19 protein-coding genes and 1 riboswitch are annotated in these 17,857 nt (G+C 66.3%); of the genes, 1 reads left to right on the top strand and 18 read right to left on the bottom strand.

Going from position 1 to position 17,857, the window contains the following annotated elements; genetic code table 11:
- Positions 1-17: 17 nt before the first annotated feature.
- From TCCBUS3UF1_RS01050 to TCCBUS3UF1_RS00995, 12 genes are all read right to left on the bottom strand, one after another.
- Positions 18-629: a hypothetical protein gene (locus TCCBUS3UF1_RS01050; RefSeq protein ID WP_014514635.1), complete on the bottom strand. Its 612-nt coding sequence runs from the start codon at positions 627-629 to the stop codon at positions 18-20.
- A 10-nt stretch (positions 630-639) separates the two neighbouring features.
- Positions 640-1,005 (bottom strand): hypothetical protein, encoded by a 366-nt coding sequence (locus tag TCCBUS3UF1_RS11765; RefSeq protein WP_155983235.1) that lies wholly within the window; start codon positions 1,003-1,005, stop codon positions 640-642.
- 823 nt (positions 1,006-1,828) lie between these two features.
- Entirely contained in the window at positions 1,829-2,212 is a 384-nt protein-coding gene (locus TCCBUS3UF1_RS01040) for a biopolymer transporter ExbD (protein WP_014514633.1), read from the bottom strand.
- Positions 2,209-2,523 (bottom strand): MotA/TolQ/ExbB proton channel family protein, encoded by a 315-nt coding sequence (locus tag TCCBUS3UF1_RS01035; RefSeq protein ID WP_231291403.1) that lies wholly within the window; start codon positions 2,521-2,523, stop codon positions 2,209-2,211. The genes TCCBUS3UF1_RS01040 and TCCBUS3UF1_RS01035 overlap by 4 nt, the downstream gene beginning before the upstream one ends.
- 324 nt (positions 2,524-2,847) lie before the next feature.
- Complete coding sequence (locus TCCBUS3UF1_RS01030) at positions 2,848-3,237, bottom strand: magnesium transporter (protein ID WP_014514631.1); 390 nt, start codon at positions 3,235-3,237, stop codon at positions 2,848-2,850.
- A 23-nt stretch (positions 3,238-3,260) separates the two neighbouring features.
- Entirely contained in the window at positions 3,261-3,851 is a 591-nt protein-coding gene (locus TCCBUS3UF1_RS01025; RefSeq protein WP_014514630.1) for a phospholipase A2, read from the bottom strand.
- A 34-nt stretch (positions 3,852-3,885) separates the two neighbouring features.
- Entirely contained in the window at positions 3,886-4,746 is an 861-nt protein-coding gene (locus tag TCCBUS3UF1_RS01020; protein WP_014514629.1) for an ABC transporter substrate-binding protein, read from the bottom strand.
- 16 nt (positions 4,747-4,762) lie between these two features.
- The gene (locus TCCBUS3UF1_RS01015; RefSeq protein WP_014514628.1) at positions 4,763-7,531 is read right to left on the bottom strand and encodes an LAGLIDADG family homing endonuclease; all 2,769 of its coding nucleotides are present in this window, start codon (positions 7,529-7,531) and stop codon (positions 4,763-4,765) included.
- A 9-nt stretch (positions 7,532-7,540) separates the two neighbouring features.
- A complete protein-coding gene (locus TCCBUS3UF1_RS01010; protein ID WP_014514627.1) occupies positions 7,541-8,506 on the bottom strand; it encodes a ribonucleotide-diphosphate reductase subunit beta in 966 nt (321 codons plus the stop codon).
- Positions 8,490-10,640, bottom strand: coding sequence for a 5-methyltetrahydropteroyltriglutamate--homocysteine S-methyltransferase (gene metE, locus TCCBUS3UF1_RS01005; protein WP_081477219.1), 2,151 nt, complete (start codon positions 10,638-10,640; stop codon positions 8,490-8,492). The genes TCCBUS3UF1_RS01010 and metE overlap by 17 nt, the downstream gene beginning before the upstream one ends.
- Positions 10,637-10,999 carry an acyl-CoA thioesterase gene (locus TCCBUS3UF1_RS01000; RefSeq protein WP_041433929.1) on the bottom strand — a complete coding sequence of 121 codons (363 nt, stop codon included), beginning with the start codon at positions 10,997-10,999 and terminating at the stop codon, positions 10,637-10,639. Before TCCBUS3UF1_RS01000 ends, metE begins: the two co-directional genes overlap by 4 nt.
- 163 nt (positions 11,000-11,162) lie before the next feature.
- A riboswitch (cobalamin riboswitch) is annotated at positions 11,163-11,298 on the bottom strand.
- 266 nt (positions 11,299-11,564) lie between these two features.
- The gene (locus TCCBUS3UF1_RS00995; protein ID WP_231291423.1) at positions 11,565-12,359 is read right to left on the bottom strand and encodes an iron-siderophore ABC transporter substrate-binding protein; all 795 of its coding nucleotides are present in this window, start codon (positions 12,357-12,359) and stop codon (positions 11,565-11,567) included.
- 168 nt (positions 12,360-12,527) lie between these two features.
- Here TCCBUS3UF1_RS00995 and TCCBUS3UF1_RS00990 point away from each other — a divergent pair, with 168 nt between their 5' ends.
- Positions 12,528-13,748: an IS256-like element ISTth4 family transposase gene (locus tag TCCBUS3UF1_RS00990; RefSeq protein WP_014514494.1), complete on the top strand. Its 1,221-nt coding sequence runs from the start codon at positions 12,528-12,530 to the stop codon at positions 13,746-13,748.
- A 314-nt stretch (positions 13,749-14,062) separates the two neighbouring features.
- Here the strand turns inward: TCCBUS3UF1_RS00990 and TCCBUS3UF1_RS00980 are convergent, their stop codons facing one another.
- From TCCBUS3UF1_RS00980 to TCCBUS3UF1_RS00960, 6 genes are read right to left on the bottom strand one after another with little or no spacing between them, the layout of a single operon-like run.
- Positions 14,063-14,839: an ABC transporter ATP-binding protein gene (locus TCCBUS3UF1_RS00980; RefSeq protein ID WP_014514621.1), complete on the bottom strand. Its 777-nt coding sequence runs from the start codon at positions 14,837-14,839 to the stop codon at positions 14,063-14,065.
- Entirely contained in the window at positions 14,832-15,863 is a 1,032-nt protein-coding gene (locus TCCBUS3UF1_RS00975) for an iron ABC transporter permease (RefSeq protein ID WP_014514620.1), read from the bottom strand. Before TCCBUS3UF1_RS00975 ends, TCCBUS3UF1_RS00980 begins: the two co-directional genes overlap by 8 nt.
- Positions 15,860-15,982 (bottom strand): hypothetical protein, encoded by a 123-nt coding sequence (locus TCCBUS3UF1_RS12260; RefSeq protein ID WP_255344585.1) that lies wholly within the window; start codon positions 15,980-15,982, stop codon positions 15,860-15,862. The genes TCCBUS3UF1_RS00975 and TCCBUS3UF1_RS12260 overlap by 4 nt, the downstream gene beginning before the upstream one ends.
- Positions 15,979-16,884: a hemin ABC transporter substrate-binding protein gene (locus tag TCCBUS3UF1_RS00970; protein ID WP_014514618.1), complete on the bottom strand. Its 906-nt coding sequence runs from the start codon at positions 16,882-16,884 to the stop codon at positions 15,979-15,981. The genes TCCBUS3UF1_RS12260 and TCCBUS3UF1_RS00970 overlap by 4 nt, the downstream gene beginning before the upstream one ends.
- Entirely contained in the window at positions 16,881-17,510 is a 630-nt protein-coding gene (locus tag TCCBUS3UF1_RS00965; RefSeq protein WP_014514617.1) for a DUF3386 family protein, read from the bottom strand. The genes TCCBUS3UF1_RS00970 and TCCBUS3UF1_RS00965 overlap by 4 nt, the downstream gene beginning before the upstream one ends.
- Positions 17,503-17,823 carry an antibiotic biosynthesis monooxygenase gene (locus tag TCCBUS3UF1_RS00960; protein WP_014514616.1) on the bottom strand — a complete coding sequence of 107 codons (321 nt, stop codon included), beginning with the start codon at positions 17,821-17,823 and terminating at the stop codon, positions 17,503-17,505. Before TCCBUS3UF1_RS00960 ends, TCCBUS3UF1_RS00965 begins: the two co-directional genes overlap by 8 nt.
- Positions 17,824-17,857: the final 34 nt, after the last annotated feature.

The raw sequence follows: 17,857 nt of genomic DNA, 5'->3' as shown, positions 1-17,857 counted from the left end.
AGGAAATAGGGTCTAGCCTATCGGAACCGCCCGAGGGGCACGGACAAGGCGTAGACGCAGTCCGCTTCGGCCTCGGTCATGAGGAGGAGGAGAAGCTCCCCCTGGGGGTCCACCCCTTCCGAGAGGTCCAGGTAGAAGACCAGGGTCCCCCGGTACCCCTTTTCCTCCTTCTGCCAGTCGTCCAAATAGGTGACCCGGTAGGCCCGCCTGGGCTTATCCCCCACCAGGGCCCCCAGGGTGTAGGCCTCCCGCCACTCCAGGCGGGCCAGCCCCTCCACCGTGAGGTAGACCCGCAGGTGGCCGTCGGGCAGGAAGCGCTTGGCCTGGGGCAGGACCTCCTGGGCCCGGACCCGGCGGAACTCGTTCCGCGCCCTTTCCGCCAGGATCTCCACCACCTCCAGCTGCCCCCCCACCCGCACGGCCACGGGGCGGCTCCCCCCGGAGGAGGGGCACTCCCCCCGCCAGGGACGCCAAGGGGGGGCCTCGCTCTCCCAGGCCACGGGGAGGCGGGGCAGGCGGCTGTAGACCCCTTCCACCACCCCCTGGGCCTCCTCGAGGGTGGGGGCGGGGGACCAGGCCAGGGAGGGGACCAAAACCAAAAGGGGGATCAGGACGAACCCTTTGCGCATCCTCTACCTCCTAGCGGATGAAGACAGCCTGGCAGGTGGGGGGCGCTCCCAGGAGGAGCCTCGCCTCCTCCTCCCCCACCACCACCAACTCGGGGAAGCGGCTTCCCGGGGTGCGAGGGCGGGTGGCGAGGGCCCGCACCCGGTAGACCCGCCCGTAGGCCTCCTCCCGGAACTCCCCCGGGCGGAAAAAGAGGGCGATGCCCGAGCGGTCCACCACCTCCGTGGGTACCCCCTGCACCCTCTTGGGGTCGGGCCAGACGAGCCTCCCCTGGGGGTCCAGGATGGCGGGAGAGGGCCCCTGGGCGTAGGGGAGGCCCCGGAGTTCCACCACCACGGCGCACCGGGCCCCCTCCTCCCCGCTACCCCCCTTTCCCACGGGAGGGAGGCCCTCCCGACCTAGACCTTCCCGGGAAGCCCTCCCTAGGGCCTCCCCTTCCCCTTCCCCACGGGAAAGGGCCCTTCCTTGGGAGAGAGGCTCCCCTGTAGGAACTGGGGAAGACCCTTGCCCGTTGCGAAGGGCCTCCACCCCGGAGGAGAGTTGAGCCTTCCCGTTCCCAGGGGAGATCTCTTCTTTCTTTTCCCCCAGGAGAGGACTCCTTGCTTGGGACAGGGGCTCCTCTTTGGGCCCTGGGGAGGGCGCCTGTCCGAGGGAGGGAGAGGTTTCCTCCTTGGCCCCTCCAGGGGCTTCCGCTCCTTGGGGAGCTACCTCCTGAGGAGGGAAGGGAGCCCCCAGGGGGCCCTCTCTCCTCCCCACCTCTCCCTCCACCCCAGGAACCTCTGGAGGGCGGGGGTCCAAAGGCCCTACCGCCTCCCGGGAGGGTGTGGGGGCAAGGGGCTTTCCCTCTCCCCCTTCCTCCCTCCCCCTTTGGGACCCCTTGAGGGGAAGCCTTTGGGAGGAAGACCCTTGCCTTTCTCCCATGGGGGGAAGAGGGGTTCCCCGAACCTGGGAAGGGGCCCCATCCGCAGGCCCTTCCCGACGCCCCTCGCCCTTCCCCGGAAGGGCCTCCCTTTGAGGGGAGTTGGGCTTGGGCATAGGGGGCTCGTTGGCCTTGGAAGGTTCGGGCGGCCTAGGAAGAGGAAAGGTTACGGTGTAGGTGTATGCCCCCTCTTGGGGAAGCATGGGGGGCAAAAGGTCGTAGAGGAGGAGGCCCCACCCGAGGAGGCTGTGGAGGAGGAGGGAAAGGAGGAAGGCCCGCCGCCTACTTCTTGACCGCCACCTGGACTCCCTTTCCCCCAGCACGACGCACCGCCTCCATCACCGCCACCACCTGCCCGTGGGCCGCTTCCCGGTCTGCCTCCAGGCGCACGGGCCTATCCCCTAGGGGGAGGGCCTTCAGGGCCTCCTCGAGGGCCTTCAGGGAGGGGAGGGGTTTCCCCTCCAGGGCCAGCCTCCCATCCCGGGAAAGCTCAATGAGCAGCGCTCCTCCTCCCGGGGTTCCTTCCCCCTGGGGGAGTTCCACCCGGAGGGCCCGCTCTTGGGCTATCCCCCCTGAGAGGGCCTCGGGGAACTGGGCCAGCATAAGCCCGAAGAGGGCGAGGAGAAGGAAGAGGTCGATAAGGGGAACCAGGTTGAGGGGCCTCATCTCCCCCGCTCCAGGAAAACCCGTCCCCCGTAGGCCACCACGGCCACCAGGAGGCCCATGGCCGTGTTCACCAGGGCCTCCGCGATGCCCTTGGCCAGGCCCTGGGGGTTCCCCTCCCCGGAAAGGGCCAGGAAGGCCTGGATCATCCCCAAGGCCGTGCCCAGGAGGCCCACCAAGGGGGCGAGCTGGGCTAGGCCCTCGAGGCGGAGGAGGAGGGAGGGCTCCACCTTCCCTTCGCGCTGCAGGAGGAAGAGGGCGTAGAGGAGAAGGTAGAAAACATACACCGAAAGGACCACCAGCACCCAAAACACAAGTCCCGCTTGCAAGATAAGTTCTCCCCCTCGCATGGTATCAACCCTTTCTCCCCGCGAAATCCTTCAGAAGACTCCCCTTTTGCCCCAGCCAGTGAGCTTGGTTTTTAGGAGTTTACCAAAAGTCCTACGCTCCATGGTTTTGCCTCCTTGGCAGCCAAGACCGCCTTTGCTACTTTACCTCAAAAGCCCGGTGAGGCATGGGGAAAGCGGATGATCTGCCCGTACCTATCCCCGCTGGGCTCTGGAGACGTTGCTGCTTTCTCCCCGATGAGGGACCACCAGCAAGCGCAGGACGAACTCCCAAAGCCCCATGGGCCCCTCCTAGCGGAGCAAATCCCCCAGGAACGCGTAGGCGTAGCCGAAGTAGACCATCACCCCAAGGAGGTCCATCCCCGAGGTGATCACCAGGGCGCTCAGGGTGGCGGGGTCGGCCCCCAGGCGCTTGGCCAGGAAGGGTAGGAAAATCCCCACCAGGCTCCCCAAGGCGGTGGTGGTGAGCATGGAAAGGCCCACCACCAGAAGGATCTCCGTGCCCACCCCCTTGGAGAAAAAGGCCAGAAGGGCCTCGAGGAGGGCGATCACCACCCCCAGGGCCACGGGGATGTCGCGCCTGAGGACGAGGAGGAAGTCCCCAAGGCGGGGCCGCACCTGGCCCAGGGCCATGGAGCGGATGAGCAGGGTAGCCGTCTGGCTCCCGGTGTTGCCCCCCATGTGAGGCTTCCCCCCTAAGCCGCCTAACGGTAGAAGTGCCCGCCCCCAAAGGCCCGGACCGCCCAGTAGTAGGCGTGGGCCGCCGAATAGCAGGCTGCCCGGTTCACCAGGCCCATGGGGCGGCAGATGGCGTTCATGTTGACGAGGAAGTTGTCGTCGGCAAGCCTTCTTCCCCTCTCGTTATAGAGCTCGGGGAACCGGGGGAAGTTGCGGTAGCCGAAGTCGTGGACGTTGCAGGCAGGCCGGAAGGTCTCCCGATACCCGAGGCCCAGGCCCTCGGGGGCAGAACACCCATCCCGGCTCCAGTCGAACTGGGGGTAGTCCTGGCGGCGGGCGTAGTAGGCCTCATAGTGGGGCACGCTCCCCAGGGCGATGGCCTGGACCAGTTGCAGGTCCCCTGTTCCCTGAGGGGCAAGGCGAGGCCCCAGGCTCTCCAAAGCCTCCCCATAGGTGGCGATGACCTCGGGGGGTAGCCCCAGGCGGCGCATATCCTCCAGGACCTCGAGGCGGGGGTCCTGGAGGGATCCGGCAGGGCCCCCGCAGGCGGCCAGGAGCAGGGAAAGCCCGACCAGGAGGGCAAGGGCACCGGGGCCTGTTCTGCGCACCTTCGCCATGCCTTTGGTCTATCACCTTCCCTTCAGGGCCGGGTCAGGCCAGGGGAAGGGCCAGGCCCTCCACCCCCTCCTCCCCCCGGAGGAGGCGGGAAAGGAGCTCCACCCCCTCCACCGTCAGGTGGGTCAGGGCCTGGAAGGGGGCGGCGTCCAGGAGGTAGGCCCGGCGCCCCCTCAGGTACTCCCCAAGCCACCCTCCGCGGGAGAGGTGGCGGGCCACGGCCTCCTGGGCCTCGGCCAGGCTGTAGCCGCAGAAGGCTAGGAGGACCACCTCCGCCTGGGGCAGCCCCTTAGGGTCCACCCTCCGGCTCCGCTCCCCGGGGCCCGGCCCCAGGTACCGCCCCCCGGCCCCCTCCACCACCTCCGCCACCCAGTGCCCCCCCAGGTACGGGGGGTCCAGCCACTCCAGGAAGGCCACGCTGGGCCTATGGGAGGGCAGGGGAAGGGCCAGGAGCCGCTCCCTAAGGGCCTGGGTCAAGGCCCGGGCCTCCCCCTCCCTTCCCGTGGCCTCCCCTAGGGCCTGGAGTTCGGCGAAGAGGTCCCCCAGGCGGGTGCCCCTAAGCTCCAGCACCCTTGGCCTTTGGGAGAGGAAACGCAGGGCGCCTGCCACCTCCTGGGGGGTGGCGGCGCAGACCTCGCACACCCCTTGGGCCACCAGGAGGTCCGGGGCCAGGGCCTCCAGGGCCTCCCCCCGCACCCGGTAGAGGGAGGCCCCTTGGGCGTAGGCCTCGCGCACCCGGCGGTCAATCTCCTCCTGGGAAAGGCCTTTGGGAATGAGGCTTTCCGTGAGGACCACCGCCCCCCTAGGGTTAGGGCAGGCGTGGCTTACCCCCACGGGCTCCACCCCTAGGGCCCGCAGGAGGAGGGTGCCCGAGGGGACCAGGCTGGCTACCCGCATGCCCCTACCATCCAGCCTACCCCTCGCAGGCCCGGCAGGAGAGGAGGAGGTCCCGACTGTAGGCCTGGGCCGTGCTGCTGCTGAACTGGTAGTAGAGGGCCTTCAGCCCCGAGCGCCAGGCGTGGAGGTAGAGTTCGTTCACGTCCCTGGGCGGGGCCTCGGGGTGGATCACCAGGTTGAGGGACTGGCCCTGGTCGATGTACCGCTGCCGCCCAGCGGCCAGGTTGATGAGGGTCTTCTGGGAAACCTCGGCAAAGGTCTTGAAGACGTCCTTTTCCTCGTCCGTGAGGAAGTCCAGGTGCTGCACGGAGCCGTTGTGCTCCAAGATGCTCCGCCAAACCCGCTCCTCGTCCTTGCCCTTGGCCCGGAGGAGCTCCTCCAGGAAGGGATTCTTGAAAGGCACGCGGGCCTTCTGCAGGTCCTTGAGGTAGTAGTTGCTGGTGTAGGGCTCTATGGAGGGGGAAACCTGGCCCAGGATGAAGGAGCTGGACTTGGTGGGGGCAACGGCCATCAGGGTTGCGTTCCTCCTCTCCATGAGCTCGGCAAGCTCATCCTCCGGGTGGCGGGCCCGGAGCCAGCGGGAGGCCTCCTCGGCCCGCTCCAGGATGGTCTTGAAGATGAGCCCGTTGAGGAAGACCGCGTCCGCGCTCTCCAGGGGAATGCCCTTGGACTGGAGGTAGCTGTGCCAGCCCAAAACCCCGATGCCGATGGCCCGGTAGCGCCGGGCGAAGCGCACGGCCCGCTCCATGTAGGGGATGCCCTGGGCCTTCTCGATGAAGTCGTCCAGCACCGAGTCCAGGAAGATGGTCAGGGTCTCCACCGCATCCGTGTCCTTCCACTCGTCAAAGTGGAGGAGGTTCAGGGAGGAGAGACAGCAGACAAAGGACTCCTCTGGGGTGGAGGGAAGTGCAATTTCGGTGCAGTTTGATGTAATTATTCCATCGCAAACCCACACATGCTCATCTGTGTAGACCGTGCAACAATAGACGTCCTCCTTCCCGGCGTATTCCACAGCCACGACTTCGTCCCACTTCTTTGTGTTGTCCCGGTACTCCCGACGCTCCAGATGCACGCCTTTACGGGACAAGAAGCCTGTTAGGTCCTCAAACTTTAGGGCAGAATTCTTATCCCCTATCACCAAACGCCAAGAGTCCTTGGTTGGGTACTCCTTATGCCCGCCACGACCATCTGGTAGAAGAGTATTTCCGGCATCATGAAGCTTATAAATCCTGGAGTTGATCCCCAGATTGGTGAGGATGATTTGGACCTGACGGAGGAATTCCTTGTTGACAGAGGCTAAGGCAAGCTGGATGGGGTTCCCCTCAGATTCGCCAACACGAACGGTCCCATCAGCGTAGAAAAGTCCCTTAAGGTAAGCCGCCTGGGTCTCCTTGTCTCCCTGCCAAATCCAGTCCGGGATGAGGAACTTTTCGAAGCCAAGTTGCTTTAGTTTTGTGCTCCCAAGCCTAAGCTTTTTCTCTTTGCCCACTTGAGGCGTAGGGTAGAACCTGGGGATGCTGGCCCTTCTGCTGGCGGTTCTCACACTGGGGACAAAAACCTCATACGCATCCCAACCGTTCGCCAGGTACACCCTCTCCACGCAAGCCTCTATCTTCTCCTTCAGGTCAAAGTCATGTTCCCAAAGGTCTATAAAGATTTGCTTATCCGTTTGCGTGCCGTCACCATGGTACAGGCCAAGGAGAAAAGCCAGGTCCGGGTTGTGGTAAGAACCAAACAAACCCTCGTTCCGCTGGATGGCAATTTTATCCCCCGGCTTGAGCTCCAAGGCAGGTACCATGCCCCTTTGGGTCTTCACCTTGTGGTATCCGGTTACGGTGTGCCTTCTGCCAGATTTCGTTATGACGGTGTATACGTCGGCATCCCTCTCTATGAGGTACATCGGTGAGGCTGGTACAGGCTTCTCCCCATCGAAGAGCGTGAGGGGTTTTCCCTCCCGGTAAAGGTCCTCCACCCTGCGTATGCCTTCCGAGGTCACCGCAAGGGAACTCCCCACGACGCAGAGGTTCGACCCATGGATCTCCACTCCAAGCCGCTTGAAGATCTCCGGCCGGGCCCGGTTGGCATTATCCCGGAAGAAGATGTAGGGGATGCCCACCTCGGCCCGGCTTTTGAGAACCTGGGCCCAGCGCTCCCGCTTCTCCCGGTCCCCTGCCACCATGGCCTCGAGCCAGGCGTCCCCCACGGTAACCCCCCAGAAGAGGGACTGGATCTCCGACCCCTCCCGCTGGATCCTGAGCCACTCCGGGAAGTCGGGGTGCTCGATGGGGATGTAGGCGGCGCACTGCCCCCTGCGGGTGGAGCCCTGGTTGAAAACCTCAATCACCCGGTCAAAGAGGCTGGCGAAGGCATAGGAGCCATTGGACTCCCCGTTGTCCCGGATGGGGGCCCCCCGGGGACGAAGGTTGCCCAGGTAGACCGAGGTCCCCCCTCCTTGCTTGCTCATCATCCCGATCTCGGCCACGGCCCTCAGGATGGAGGCGGTGTCGTCCTCCACGTAGGTGCCATAGCAGGAGATGGGAAGGCCCCGCCCAAGGCCGTAGTTGGCCCAGATGGGGGTGGCCAGGGAGTACCAGCCGCGGGCCATGTAGCGCTCAAACTTCTCGGCAAACCCCTCGATCCGGGTCAGGGCCTCGGCCCGCCTGGCGATCTGCCGCACCCGCTCCTCCACGGAAACCCCGGGGAGGAGGTAGCCCCGGCTCATGTAGAGCCGGGTCCATTCGTTGGCCCAGTACCAGGGTTCATACTCCCGCTTCGTCTTCCGCATGCCATCCTCCTAGAAAAGGCTTTCCGGATCGTAGCTCTGCACCCTCCGGGCGTAGGCCACGGAGCGCTTGTTGAAGAAGTCCACCTCTTTGTCCGCCAAAAGCTCCAGGGCAAACCAGTCCGTGTCCCGAAGGAGCTCCTCCTTCACCGCAAAGGGCCTGGGCAGGCCGTGGAGGGCCAGGACCTCGTTGTAGCGGGCCTTGAGAAACTCCCGCACCTCGGCGAAGGCAACGGCCTCGGGCTCCCCTCCGGCGAAAAGCCAGGAGAGGAGGTCCTCTTCGGCCCGGAAGAGTTCCTGGGCAAAGCCCAGGGCCTCCTCGTCAAAGCCCACGAAAAGCTCGGGCCGCTCCATCCTGAGCAGGCGGAGAAGCTCCACCCCAAAGAGCCCATGCAGGTTTTCCTCCTTGCTGGTGGCCTCGATGGCGTTGGAGATCCCCTTGAACCGCCCCTGGCGGCGGTTCAGGGCCATGAGGATGTAGAACTGGGAAAAGAGGGAGATGTGCTCCGTGAAGGCGGAGAAGAGGAGGAGGGCCAGGGCGTACTCCCGCAGGCTCCCCCCGCGGGCCCGCTCCAGCACCGAGGCCAGGAGGCGCTGCCGCGCCTTCAGGGGGGGCTCCTCCAGGGCCTTGGGGAAGGCCTCCGAGAGGGAGAGGAGGTCCAGGAGGTGGGCGTAGGCGTTGGCGTGGCGCACCTCGCTTTCGGCAAAGGTCATCCCCACCTCGGCCACCTCGGGCTTGGGGAAGACCTCGTAGACCCGGGCCCAGAAGAGCTTCACCGAAAGCTCCACCTGGGAGATGGCGAGAAGGGCCCGCCGGACCAGGGACCGCTCGGCCTCCCCCACCAGGGCGTAGTCCTGCACGTCGGCGGCGTAGCTGAACTCGGTGTGCACCCAGTAGCTGTGCCGGATGGCATCCCGGAAGCGGAGAAGCCCCGGGTACTCGTAGGGGCGGTAGTGGACCCTAGGTTCTGTGAGCATCCTCGCCTCCAAAACGGGCCCTAAGGCGCCGGGCCGCCTCCACCATGGCCTTCAGGTTGGCCTCGGCCTCGGGCCAGGTACGGGTCTTGAGGCCGCAGTCGGGGTTGACCCAGAGGCGGGAGGGGGGGATGTGGTCCAGGTAGGCGAGGAGCCTCCCCTCCATCTCCTCCGGGGACACGGCCCGGGGGGAGTGCACGTCGAAGGCCCCGGGCCCCAGGCCCAGGTCCAGACCCTCCAGGGCCCCCAGGAAGCGGGGCTCCTGCCGGGCGGCCTCGAGGCTCACCACATCGGGGTCCATGGCCTCCAGAAAGGGCCTCAAGGCGGCGTATTCGGAGTAGCAGAGGTGGAGGTGGACCTGCACCCCCGGCCCCACGGGCACCGCCCGCCGGAAGGCCTCCCGCACCAGCTCCAGATAGGCGGGCTGGGCCTCGGCCCGCAGGGGAAGCTTCTCCAGGAGGGCGGGCTCGTCGATTTGCAGGAAGCGGAAGCCTGCCCCCTCCAGGGCCCGCACCTCCTCCCCGATGGCCTCGGCCAGGTGGAGGACGGCCTCGGCGAAGCTGGCCCCCTCAGGCAGGTAGCTCCAGGCGGCCAGGGTGATGGGGCCGGTGAGGATGGCCTTCACGGGCTTGGGGGTAAGGCTTTGGGCGTAGCGGAGCTCCTCCAGGGCCAGGGGCCCCTTGCGCCGCACCGGCCCCGCCAGGATGGGAGGGCGGTAGACCCGGCTGCCGTAGGAGAGGACCCAGCCCGAGGGGTGGGTGTGGAAACCCTCCAGCCGCTCGGCGAAGAACTCCACCATGTCGCTCCGCTCCGGCTCCCCGTGGACCAGGAGGTCCAGGCCCACGGCCTCCTGGAAGCGGATGGTCCGGGCGATGGCCTCCCGTATGGCCTCCCCGTAAGCCTCGGGGGAAAGCTTTCCCGAGCGGAAGCGGGCCCGGAGGGCGCGTAGCTCCTGGGTCTGGGGGAAGCTGCCGATGGTGGTGGTGGGGAAGGGGGGCAGGGGGAGGTCCCTTTGCGCTTCCTTGCGCACAGGCCCCGGGGGACGGGGCCCGGGAGGGGGGGAAAGGGGAGGTAGCCTGGGGGGCTCCCCGGGGGCGCGCCAGGCCTGGGCCTCGGCCAGGGCCCCCTCCTCCCCCCGGAGGAGACGGGCCAGGAGGGCAAGCTCCCCAAGCCTCTCCTCGGCAAAGGCCAGCCGTCCCTCCAGACCCGGGGGCGGGGACCCCACCCGCCAGGGCAGGTGGTAAAGGGGGGCCCGGGGGGCAAGCCAGACCTCCCCCTCCCCCAAGGCCTCCCGCAGGCGGCGGGCCACCTCCAGGAGGGGGGTGCGCCAAACCCCCTGCCCCTCCACCACCCCCAGGATGGGCACCCTGGGGCCTCCCCGGGGGGCCTCGAGGTCCCGGCTTGCCGCGGCCCAGGGAAGGGGGTAAAGCCCCGCCCCCACCTCCGGCCGGGGGAGGAGGTAGGGGGTGAGGAGGGCCAGGGGCAGGGCCTCCAGGAGGCGGCCATAAACCCTTTCCAAGGCCGGGAGGTCCTCCTCGGCCCCATCCAGGCCCAGGGCCGGCTCCTCCAGGAGGGCCAGGGGGGCCCCTGCCCCCTTGAGTTCCCCAAGGAAGGCGGCGTAGACCTCGCCCAGGGCCTCGAGGTGGCGGGCCCGCTCCCCTCCCTCTGGAGGGTTTTGGGCCAGGCGGAGAAGGGTATAGGGCCCAAGGAGGTGGGGAAGCCCCTCAGGGTGCTTGCGGAAGGCTTCCAGGGGCTTGTTCCAGTGGGGCTTGTAGCGGGGCGCCTCGGGCAGCAGGGGGGCCAGGTAGTGGTAGTTGGTGCCGAACCACTTCCGCAGGGGCAGGGCCCCCTTGCCCCGGGCCAGGGCGTAGTAGGCCCCCAGGTCCTGGGGGTCTATGGGGTAGACCCCCACCATCACCGCCAGGTCCAGCAGGGGATCGTAGAGGCTCATCTCCCCCACGGGGTAGAGGTCCACATGGCGGCGGTAGGCCGCAAGCCGCAGGGCCTCCAACCCCTCTAGCCCCTGCCGGAAGGCCTCCTCCGACACCTCCCCGGACCAGAAGCCTTCCAAAAGGCGCTTATACTCCCGGTCCGGACCCAGCCGGGGAAAACCGTAGGCCAAAGTCCTCACCGTCATTCCTTCACCCCTTCCAGGGGAGGGACCGGCGCAGGCCGCCCCTCCCCATCCAAGGCCACCAGCACGAACCCACCCTTGGCCGCCAGGTACCTATCCCCCTCCAAGGGCTCCACCCAAAGCTCCACCGCCACCCGCATGGAGGTACGCCCCACCCCCACCACCCGGGCCACCAGCTCCACGATGGAGCCCAGGGGCACCGGGCGCTGGAAGTCCACGGCGTCGGAATGGACGGTAACCACCTTGCGCCTCGCGTGGCGGGTGGCGGCCACGAAGGCCGCCTGGTCCATCCAGGCCATGACCGTGCCGCCGAAAAGGGTGCCGTAGTGGTTGGTCTCACCGGGAAACACCAGGTGGACCATGCGGGTTTCCCGCACGCAAACCTCCTCTGTCCTTGCGGAAGGAAAACCTCCGCCCCAGGAACCTAAAGCCTAGCGGACCACAAGGGTTCCGCCCTACGGATTTTGGGGAGACTTGGGTCTAAGGTCCCACAGGCATCACCACCTTCACCCTTGCCTCGAGGGCTACGGGGCAGGACCGCGAAGCGGGTACTCGGGCTTCCGGCCAGGTAGGACCGGTTACCGTTGCGGGACAGCGCCGGACTCTCACCGGACTTCCCCCACCGCCAAGGGGCGTCCAGGCCTGTCGGCCTGGCATCGCGGCCAGGGCACCCCAGGTATTGGGCACCCTGAAGGGGAGGCTACCATGGGTTGTGTGGGGGGTCAAGGAGGATGGGCATCATCTCGATGTTAGGGCAGGAGGCCCACCAGGCCACACCCAAGGCTTCCCCCTTGCCCCCCCTCGGGAAAGGGGGGTCAAAGGCCAAGCTACCCCCGGGTCCCTGGGAGAAGGGCCCCAGGGCCCCTTCCCTAACCTATGTTCCAGGGAAGGCCCCGGGAATGGGGGTGAATGCAAGGCCACCTTGGCTCATGGTTTACCCCCCAGAAGGACCCGCAACGCCTCCTCCACCAGTACCCGAACCGAAAGGGGACCCCCGTAGGTCCAGGTGGCCGGATCCATGGGATGGACCCGGGCCCCCTGGAGGCGGAGCAGGGGCCCAATGGCAGGGTCAGCCAGGGGGTTGTTTCCCGGCTGGGCGATGAGCAACACCTGCACCCCTGGGTTCTCCCGCACCAGGCGCACCAGCCCTTCGGGCCCTACCCGGGAAAGACCGTAAGCCTCAGCCTTCCCCGTCCAGGCGTTGCGCAGACCCACGGCCTCCAGGACCTCGGAGGCCAAGGTGGAGCGGGTGAAGATGTTGTACACCTTGTCCCTGGCCCAGGCTTGCACCAGGAGGAAGGGCCTACCCCCGAGCCCCCTCTGCTCCAAGCGCTCCCGGGCCTGGGCCAGAAAGCGGTCTAAATCCGAGAGTATCCTCTCCCCCTCCTTGGCCTTGCCCACCAGCTGGGCATGGAGCAGGAAGTGTCGGCGCATGGCAGCAAGCTGCCCCTCCGAAGGCAGGTAATCGTAGAGGGCCGTGGGGGCGATGCGGGACAGCTCCGGATAGAGACGGCCTTGAAAGCCCGTGTAGCCCAGGATCAGGTCAGGCCTCAAGGCAAGGAGGCGCTCAAGGTTGGGGGCGGTGCGCCCACCTAGATCCGCGATCCCTTGGGGAAGGGGAACCTTCACCCATTTGGGGAAGTCAGCCAGGTCCGCCCCGGCCACAGGCCTAACCCCCAGAAGCAAGAGGTCTTCCAGAGGCCTCCAATCCAAGGCCGCCACCCGGTCAGGCACTTTGGAAAGGCAGACTTCCCCAAGGTCGTGGGGAACCCTTTCTCCAGGGCACGTCCCCTGTTGCGCCAGGGCGACGGCTGTAAACAGGAAAGCAAAGAAAACCCTACGCATCTTTCACCCCTCATCGGTCGTGTAAGGATTTATGTGTAAGGGTCCGTGTTTAATAGGGGGGCACACCTTAGCACGAGGAGGTGCCCCGTGGACCAGGATACCTTGCGGATCTTGCTGAGGGAAGCGGTGCGGGAGACAGTAGCCGAGGTTCTGCAGACGGTTCTGGAGCTGGACCGGACGGCCTTCTTGCAGGTGCACGGAGGCCGCAGGAACGGCTACTACCCCCGCAAGCTGGAGACCACCTTCGGCCAGGTGGACCTGAAGGTCCCTAGGGATCGGGAATCTCGGTATTACCCGGCTTTCCTTAAGCCCTACGTCCGCCGCCTGGTGGACGTGGGGGAAGTGGCGGTAGCCCTTTACGCCGCCGGGGTCAGTCAGCGCAAGGCGGCCGAGATACTGAGCCTGCTCTTAGGCCACCGCTACTCCCACGAGACCCTGAGCGCCCTGACGGACGAGGTCCTGGAGGCGGCAGGAGCCTTCCGCACCCGGCCTTTGCCCGAGGAGATGGCCTTCGTCTACCTGGACGGGCTTTCCCTAAAGGTCTTCAGGGAAGGAGAAGGGATCGTACGGGAAAGCGTGTATGTGGCCCTGGGCATCGCCCCTAATGGGGAGAGGCGGGTCCTGGGGTTTTGGCTGTTGCCCACGGAGAGCGCCCTGGGATGGGAGGGGGTCCTGGGGGAGCTTTGGCAGCGGGGCCTGCGGCGGGTATTGCTCTTCATCACCGACGGGCTGCCCGGGCTTCCTGAAGCGATCCGCAGGGTCTACCCTCAGGCGGAATGGCAGCGGTGCGTGGTGCACGGGGTGCGGTGGAGCCTGTCCCAGGTGCGGGCGCGGGACCGGGGCCTGCTGGCGGAGGACCTGAGGCGGGTGTACGGGGCGGAGAGCCGGGAAGAAGCTCTTGGGGCCTTGGAGGAGGTGAAGGCCGCCTGGGGTTCGCGGTACCCGGGGGTGGTGGGGCTTTGGGTACAGGATTCGGGGGCCTTCCTGCGGTTCTACGGGTACCCCAAGGTGCTTTGGCCGTACCTGCGGAGCACCAACCTGATGGAGCGGTTTATCCGGGAAGTGCGGCGGGGGACGAAGGTGCGGGACCACAAGTTTCCTAAGGAAGAGGCGGTGTACAAGCTTCTTTACCTGGAGTCGGAGAGGCAGGAAGGGAGGTGGGCAGAACGGAAACTAAAGGGGTTCTCGGAGGTGAAGGAGGTGCTGGAGAAGATGCTTCAGGAGCGGTATGCCCCCCGTACACAGACTCTTACACATAACTCTTGACACGACCCCCTCATCAGTGGATCTGCCGAAACCAAAAAACTGGTCTATCCCAAGGCAAGGCCAAACCCGCGCGGAGAAGGCGGAGAAGTTCCTCCCCCTCCTCCGGTCCAAAGCGGAGGCCCACGGAACCCAACCAGACCACCCCTCCGGTGCCATTCTCTAGAACTTCCTGCAAAACCCTCATCAAGAAAGCGATGCCCTCCTGGTTAAGGCGAAAGGTGCCCGCATCCCAATGGAGATGGTAGGTACCCCCATGGCAGGCGCAACGGGCCAGGTAGCGGGTAGGGGAAAGCCGGGCCACCTCCTGGGCGTGTTCAGGTTCCACGGACCACCTCCCGGGGAACAGGCAGGAAAAGGGATACCCCCCCATGGGCCAGGGCATAAAAAGGCACCTCGTAAGCCTCCTCCAGAAGCTCAGGACAGAGCACCGCCTCCGGGCTGCCATAGGCCAAAACCCGTCCCCCTTTGAGGAGGAGAAGACGGTTGGCGAAAAGGGAAGCCAGGTTGAGATCGTGAAGCACGGCCAGCACCCCCCTCCCCTCATAGGCCAGGGCACGGAAGAGGAGCAGAACCTCCAGGGCGTAGCGGGGGTCCAGGTGGTTGGTGGGCTCGTCCAAAAGAAAGAACCTCGGTTCTTGGTTGAGTAGCCTCGCCACCTCTACCCGTATGCCCTCCCCCCCGGAGAGGGTAGGGTATAGCCTTTCCCGGAGGGGAAGGGCCTGGGCACGCCGAAGGGCCTCGAGGGTCTTTTCGTGGTCCAGGGAACGCTCCCTGCCCTCAAGATGGGGGTGGCGGCCCAGGAAAGCCACCTCGTAGGCCGTAAAGGAAAAGGCCAACTCCCGGTTTTGCGAGAGCACGGCCCGCTGGCGGGCAAGCTCCAGGGGGGTGTAGGACCCAAGGGGCCTGCCCAGGAGCCGCACCTCCCCTTCCGACGGGGAAAGCTCCCCTGCAAGGAGGCGGAGGAGGGTGGTTTTGCCACTGCCGTTGGGACCCAAAACCGCCAGGAAGTCCCCTGGGGCAAGGGAGAGGTCTACCCCCCGAAGGAGCCACCGCCCCTCCTTCCTGTAGCCCAGCCCCCTAGCCTCAAGCACGGTACACCTCCCGCTTGTAGCGCAGCACCAGATAGAGGAAGAAGGGTCCCCCCAGAAGGGCGGTGATTACCCCCACGGGCATCTCCGCTGGGGCCGCCAGGGTGCGGGCCAAGAGGTCGGCAAGCACCGCCAGGCTAGCCCCGAGGAGAAAGGCCCCGGGCAGCAGGTAGCGGTGGTCCGGTCCTGCCAAGAGCCGGAAGAGATGGGGGGCCACCAAGCCGATGAAGCCGATTCCCCCTGCCAGGGCCACGGAAACCCCCACCCCCAAGGCCGCCCCAGCCACCGCCCTCCGTTTGAGGCCCTCGAGGCCCACCCCCAGGTGGAAGGCCTCCCGCTCCCCCAGGGCCAGGGCGTTGAGTCCCCGGGCCAAGGGGAAAAGGAGGTAGAGGGCGAGAAGGGCTAGGGGTAAGGCGGCCAGGAGAAGCCTCCAGGTCAGCCCAGAAAACCCGCCCAGGGTCCAGAAGGTCAGGCTCCGGAGTTCTTGTTCGCTGGCGAGGAAGGTGAGGATGCCGATCCCACCCCCCACCAGGGCATTCAGGGCGATGCCCGAGAGGAGAAGCACGGAAACCTGGACCCCCAAGGGGGTCTGGGCGATGCGCCAGAGGAGAAGGGTAGCCAGAAGCCCTCCGAGGAAGGCGAAAAGGGGAAGGGCGTAGACCTCTAGGTTTCCCGCCCCGGGTACGAGAACGATGAACAAGGCTGCCCCCAGGGCCGCACCCGAGGAGACCCCGATCAGCCCCGGGTCCACCAAGGGGTTGCGGAAAAACCCCTGGAGCACGGCTCCCGCCAGGGCCAACAGCCCTCCGACCAAGGCCGCCCCCAAAACCCTGGGAAAGCGAAGGGCGGTCAGGACCTGGTACTCCAACCCCTCCCCCCGGTAGAGGATCCCCGGTATGGCCAGGGGAGGTATGGGGTAGGCTCCCAGGCCCGCCCCAAGGAGCAAGGCCAGGGGCAGGAGGAGGGCCAGGCCCAGAAGGGCAAGGCGGTAAGCCCGGGCCCGCAGGGCGACCCCGAGGCCGCTCATCCCCTCACCTCCTGCCCCCCGAAGGCCTCCCGGGGGCTTTGGGGTAGGGGTTTGCCCAGGAGCCAAAGGAGGAAAAGGGCCTTGAGGAAAGCCCGATAAAGCCGAGGTGAAACCATCAACGCACCTCCACGAACCCTTCCCGCAGGTAAGCCGCACGGAAAAGGTCCAGGGCGGCCCTGCCAGCCCTAGGCCCAAAGGAACCCAGGTAGAGGTCGTCCATGGCCACCACCTTGCGGTTCTGCCCCGCAGGGGTTTGGGCCACACCAGGAAGCTTGAGAAGGCCCTCCAGGCCACCCACGCTCTCCAAGCCCTTTTGGAAGACCACCAGCACGTCAGGACGGGCCGCCACCACACTCTCCGCGGTCATGGGCTGGCACTCCCGGATGCCCTTGGCTGCGTTGATCAGGCCCGCCAGCTCCATCATCCCCACGGGGGTACTCCCCTCCCCGCACACGAAGGTGGTCTGGGGGCCGCGCAGGTAGAGGAAGAGGCCCCGGAGCCTACCTTTGGGAGCTTGCTGAGCTTGAAAGGCCCGCAAGGCCAGCAAATCCCGCTCCAAGGCACGTACCAGAGCCTCTCCTTGCTCCAACCGGCCAACAGCCTGGGCCACGGTGCGGATCTTTCGCTTTGCCCCCTCCACGGTGGGCTCCGTGGGCACCAGGACCACGGCCACCCCGGCCCCCCGAAGCTGGTCCACCACCTGGGGTGGGCGCACATCTTCCCGGCCGATGACCAAGGTGGGCCTTAAGGAGAGGATCCCCTCCGCGGAAAGCCGGAACTGATAGCCCACGCTGGGACGCTTGAGGACTTCCGGTGGATAGTAGCTGGAATCATCCCGGCCCACCACCTTGTCCCCCACGCCCAAGGCGAAGAGGATCTCCGTGGTGATTCCGTCCAAGCTGACGATGCGTTCAAGGGAACGCACCTGTATTTCCGTCCCCTTGGCGTCCACTACCCGGAAGGGCTGGGCCTGGGCTAGGGTGCAAGACAAAAGCAAAAGCCCCACATAGAACCCCTTCATCCGTTCACCTCCAGCTCCTCCAGACGCAGCACAAGCACCTCAAGCCCCTTGGCCTCCACCACCACTTCCCGTTCTACGGGAAGCCAGTAGGGACCCACCTTTTGGTACTCGTCCCGGAAACGCTCCACCCTCACCACCCGCCCCTCAGGGTCCCGATGGACCAGGAGGAAACGCTGGGGCAGAAGCCCTTCCTCCACCTCCCGCCAAACCTCCAGGTGGATGCGAAAGGAGCCCCCAGCCAGGTGCCGCTCGATCACCTGAAGCCGGTTCCCCTTTACCCATATGCGGGAGCGGAAGGGATCCTCGAGGGCGATCCCCGTTCCTAGGGGACCCTCTTCAAAGAGGCGCATGGGGTACTTCCCCTCCCCTTCGGGGAAGGGCACTGGACGGCGGTGGCCCAGGAGGGAGGCGAGTTCCCTCTCCGCCACGGAGCGAAGATGGCCCAAAAGGTCCACCTTGGGGCTAAACCCCTGGACCTCCACCCGGCCGAAGTGCCATAAACCCCCGGCAAAAAGGGCCAGGGTCCCCCGAAAGCCCGGAAAATCCTCCGGTAGGGTGTAAACCCGTTCCCGGGCCCGCTTCAGAAGTACCCAGGCGGAAGGCGTTTCGATGTCAGGCCTAGCCATGGCTGTCCTGCGAGTCCAAGAAGACCGAAAAGGTTTCCAAGCGGTTCGGGCCCCGGAAGGCCTCCTTGGGCAAGGTGCCGCTGCGGGCATGGCCCTCGCGGAACTCGGGGCTCTCCGTCCAGGCGCGGAAAGCCTCCTCGCTCTCCCAAAAGGTTATGACGATGTAGGGGTCCTCCGGGTCCTTGGGCCTAAGGACCAGATTGCGGATGAATCCAGGCATCCGGTCCACCAGGCGGGCCCGGGTCCGAAAAACCTCTTCAAACCTATCGGCGTACTCGGGTTTAACCGGGATGCGGTTCATCACCACGAACACAGGCCACCCCCTACACCGGGAGGGTAACCCGGGG

The organism is Thermus sp. CCB_US3_UF1, assembly GCF_000236585.1.
Lineage (GTDB): Bacteria > Deinococcota > Deinococci > Deinococcales > Thermaceae > Thermus.
This window is presented reverse-complemented; position numbering and strand designations above follow the sequence as displayed.

Coding starts and splice junctions, on each gene's coding strand:
- TCCBUS3UF1_RS01050 (WP_014514635.1), bottom strand. CDS start 629: ATGCGCAAAGGGTTCGTCCTGATCCCCCTTTTGGTTTTGGTCCCCTCC.
- TCCBUS3UF1_RS01040 (WP_014514633.1), bottom strand. CDS start 2,212: ATGAGGCCCCTCAACCTGGTTCCCCTTATCGACCTCTTCCTTCTCCTC.
- TCCBUS3UF1_RS01030 (WP_014514631.1), bottom strand. CDS start 3,237: ATGGGGGGCAACACCGGGAGCCAGACGGCTACCCTGCTCATCCGCTCC.
- TCCBUS3UF1_RS01025 (WP_014514630.1), bottom strand. CDS start 3,851: ATGGCGAAGGTGCGCAGAACAGGCCCCGGTGCCCTTGCCCTCCTGGTC.
- TCCBUS3UF1_RS01020 (WP_014514629.1), bottom strand. CDS start 4,746: ATGCGGGTAGCCAGCCTGGTCCCCTCGGGCACCCTCCTCCTGCGGGCC.
- TCCBUS3UF1_RS01015 (WP_014514628.1), bottom strand. CDS start 7,531: ATGCGGAAGACGAAGCGGGAGTATGAACCCTGGTACTGGGCCAACGAA.
- TCCBUS3UF1_RS01010 (WP_014514627.1), bottom strand. CDS start 8,506: ATGCTCACAGAACCTAGGGTCCACTACCGCCCCTACGAGTACCCGGGG.
- metE (WP_081477219.1), bottom strand. CDS start 10,640: ATGACGGTGAGGACTTTGGCCTACGGTTTTCCCCGGCTGGGTCCGGAC.
- TCCBUS3UF1_RS01000 (WP_041433929.1), bottom strand. CDS start 10,999: ATGGTCCACCTGGTGTTTCCCGGTGAGACCAACCACTACGGCACCCTT.
- TCCBUS3UF1_RS00975 (WP_014514620.1), bottom strand. CDS start 15,863: ATGAGCGGCCTCGGGGTCGCCCTGCGGGCCCGGGCTTACCGCCTTGCC.
- TCCBUS3UF1_RS00970 (WP_014514618.1), bottom strand. CDS start 16,884: ATGAAGGGGTTCTATGTGGGGCTTTTGCTTTTGTCTTGCACCCTAGCC.
- TCCBUS3UF1_RS00965 (WP_014514617.1), bottom strand. CDS start 17,510: ATGGCTAGGCCTGACATCGAAACGCCTTCCGCCTGGGTACTTCTGAAG.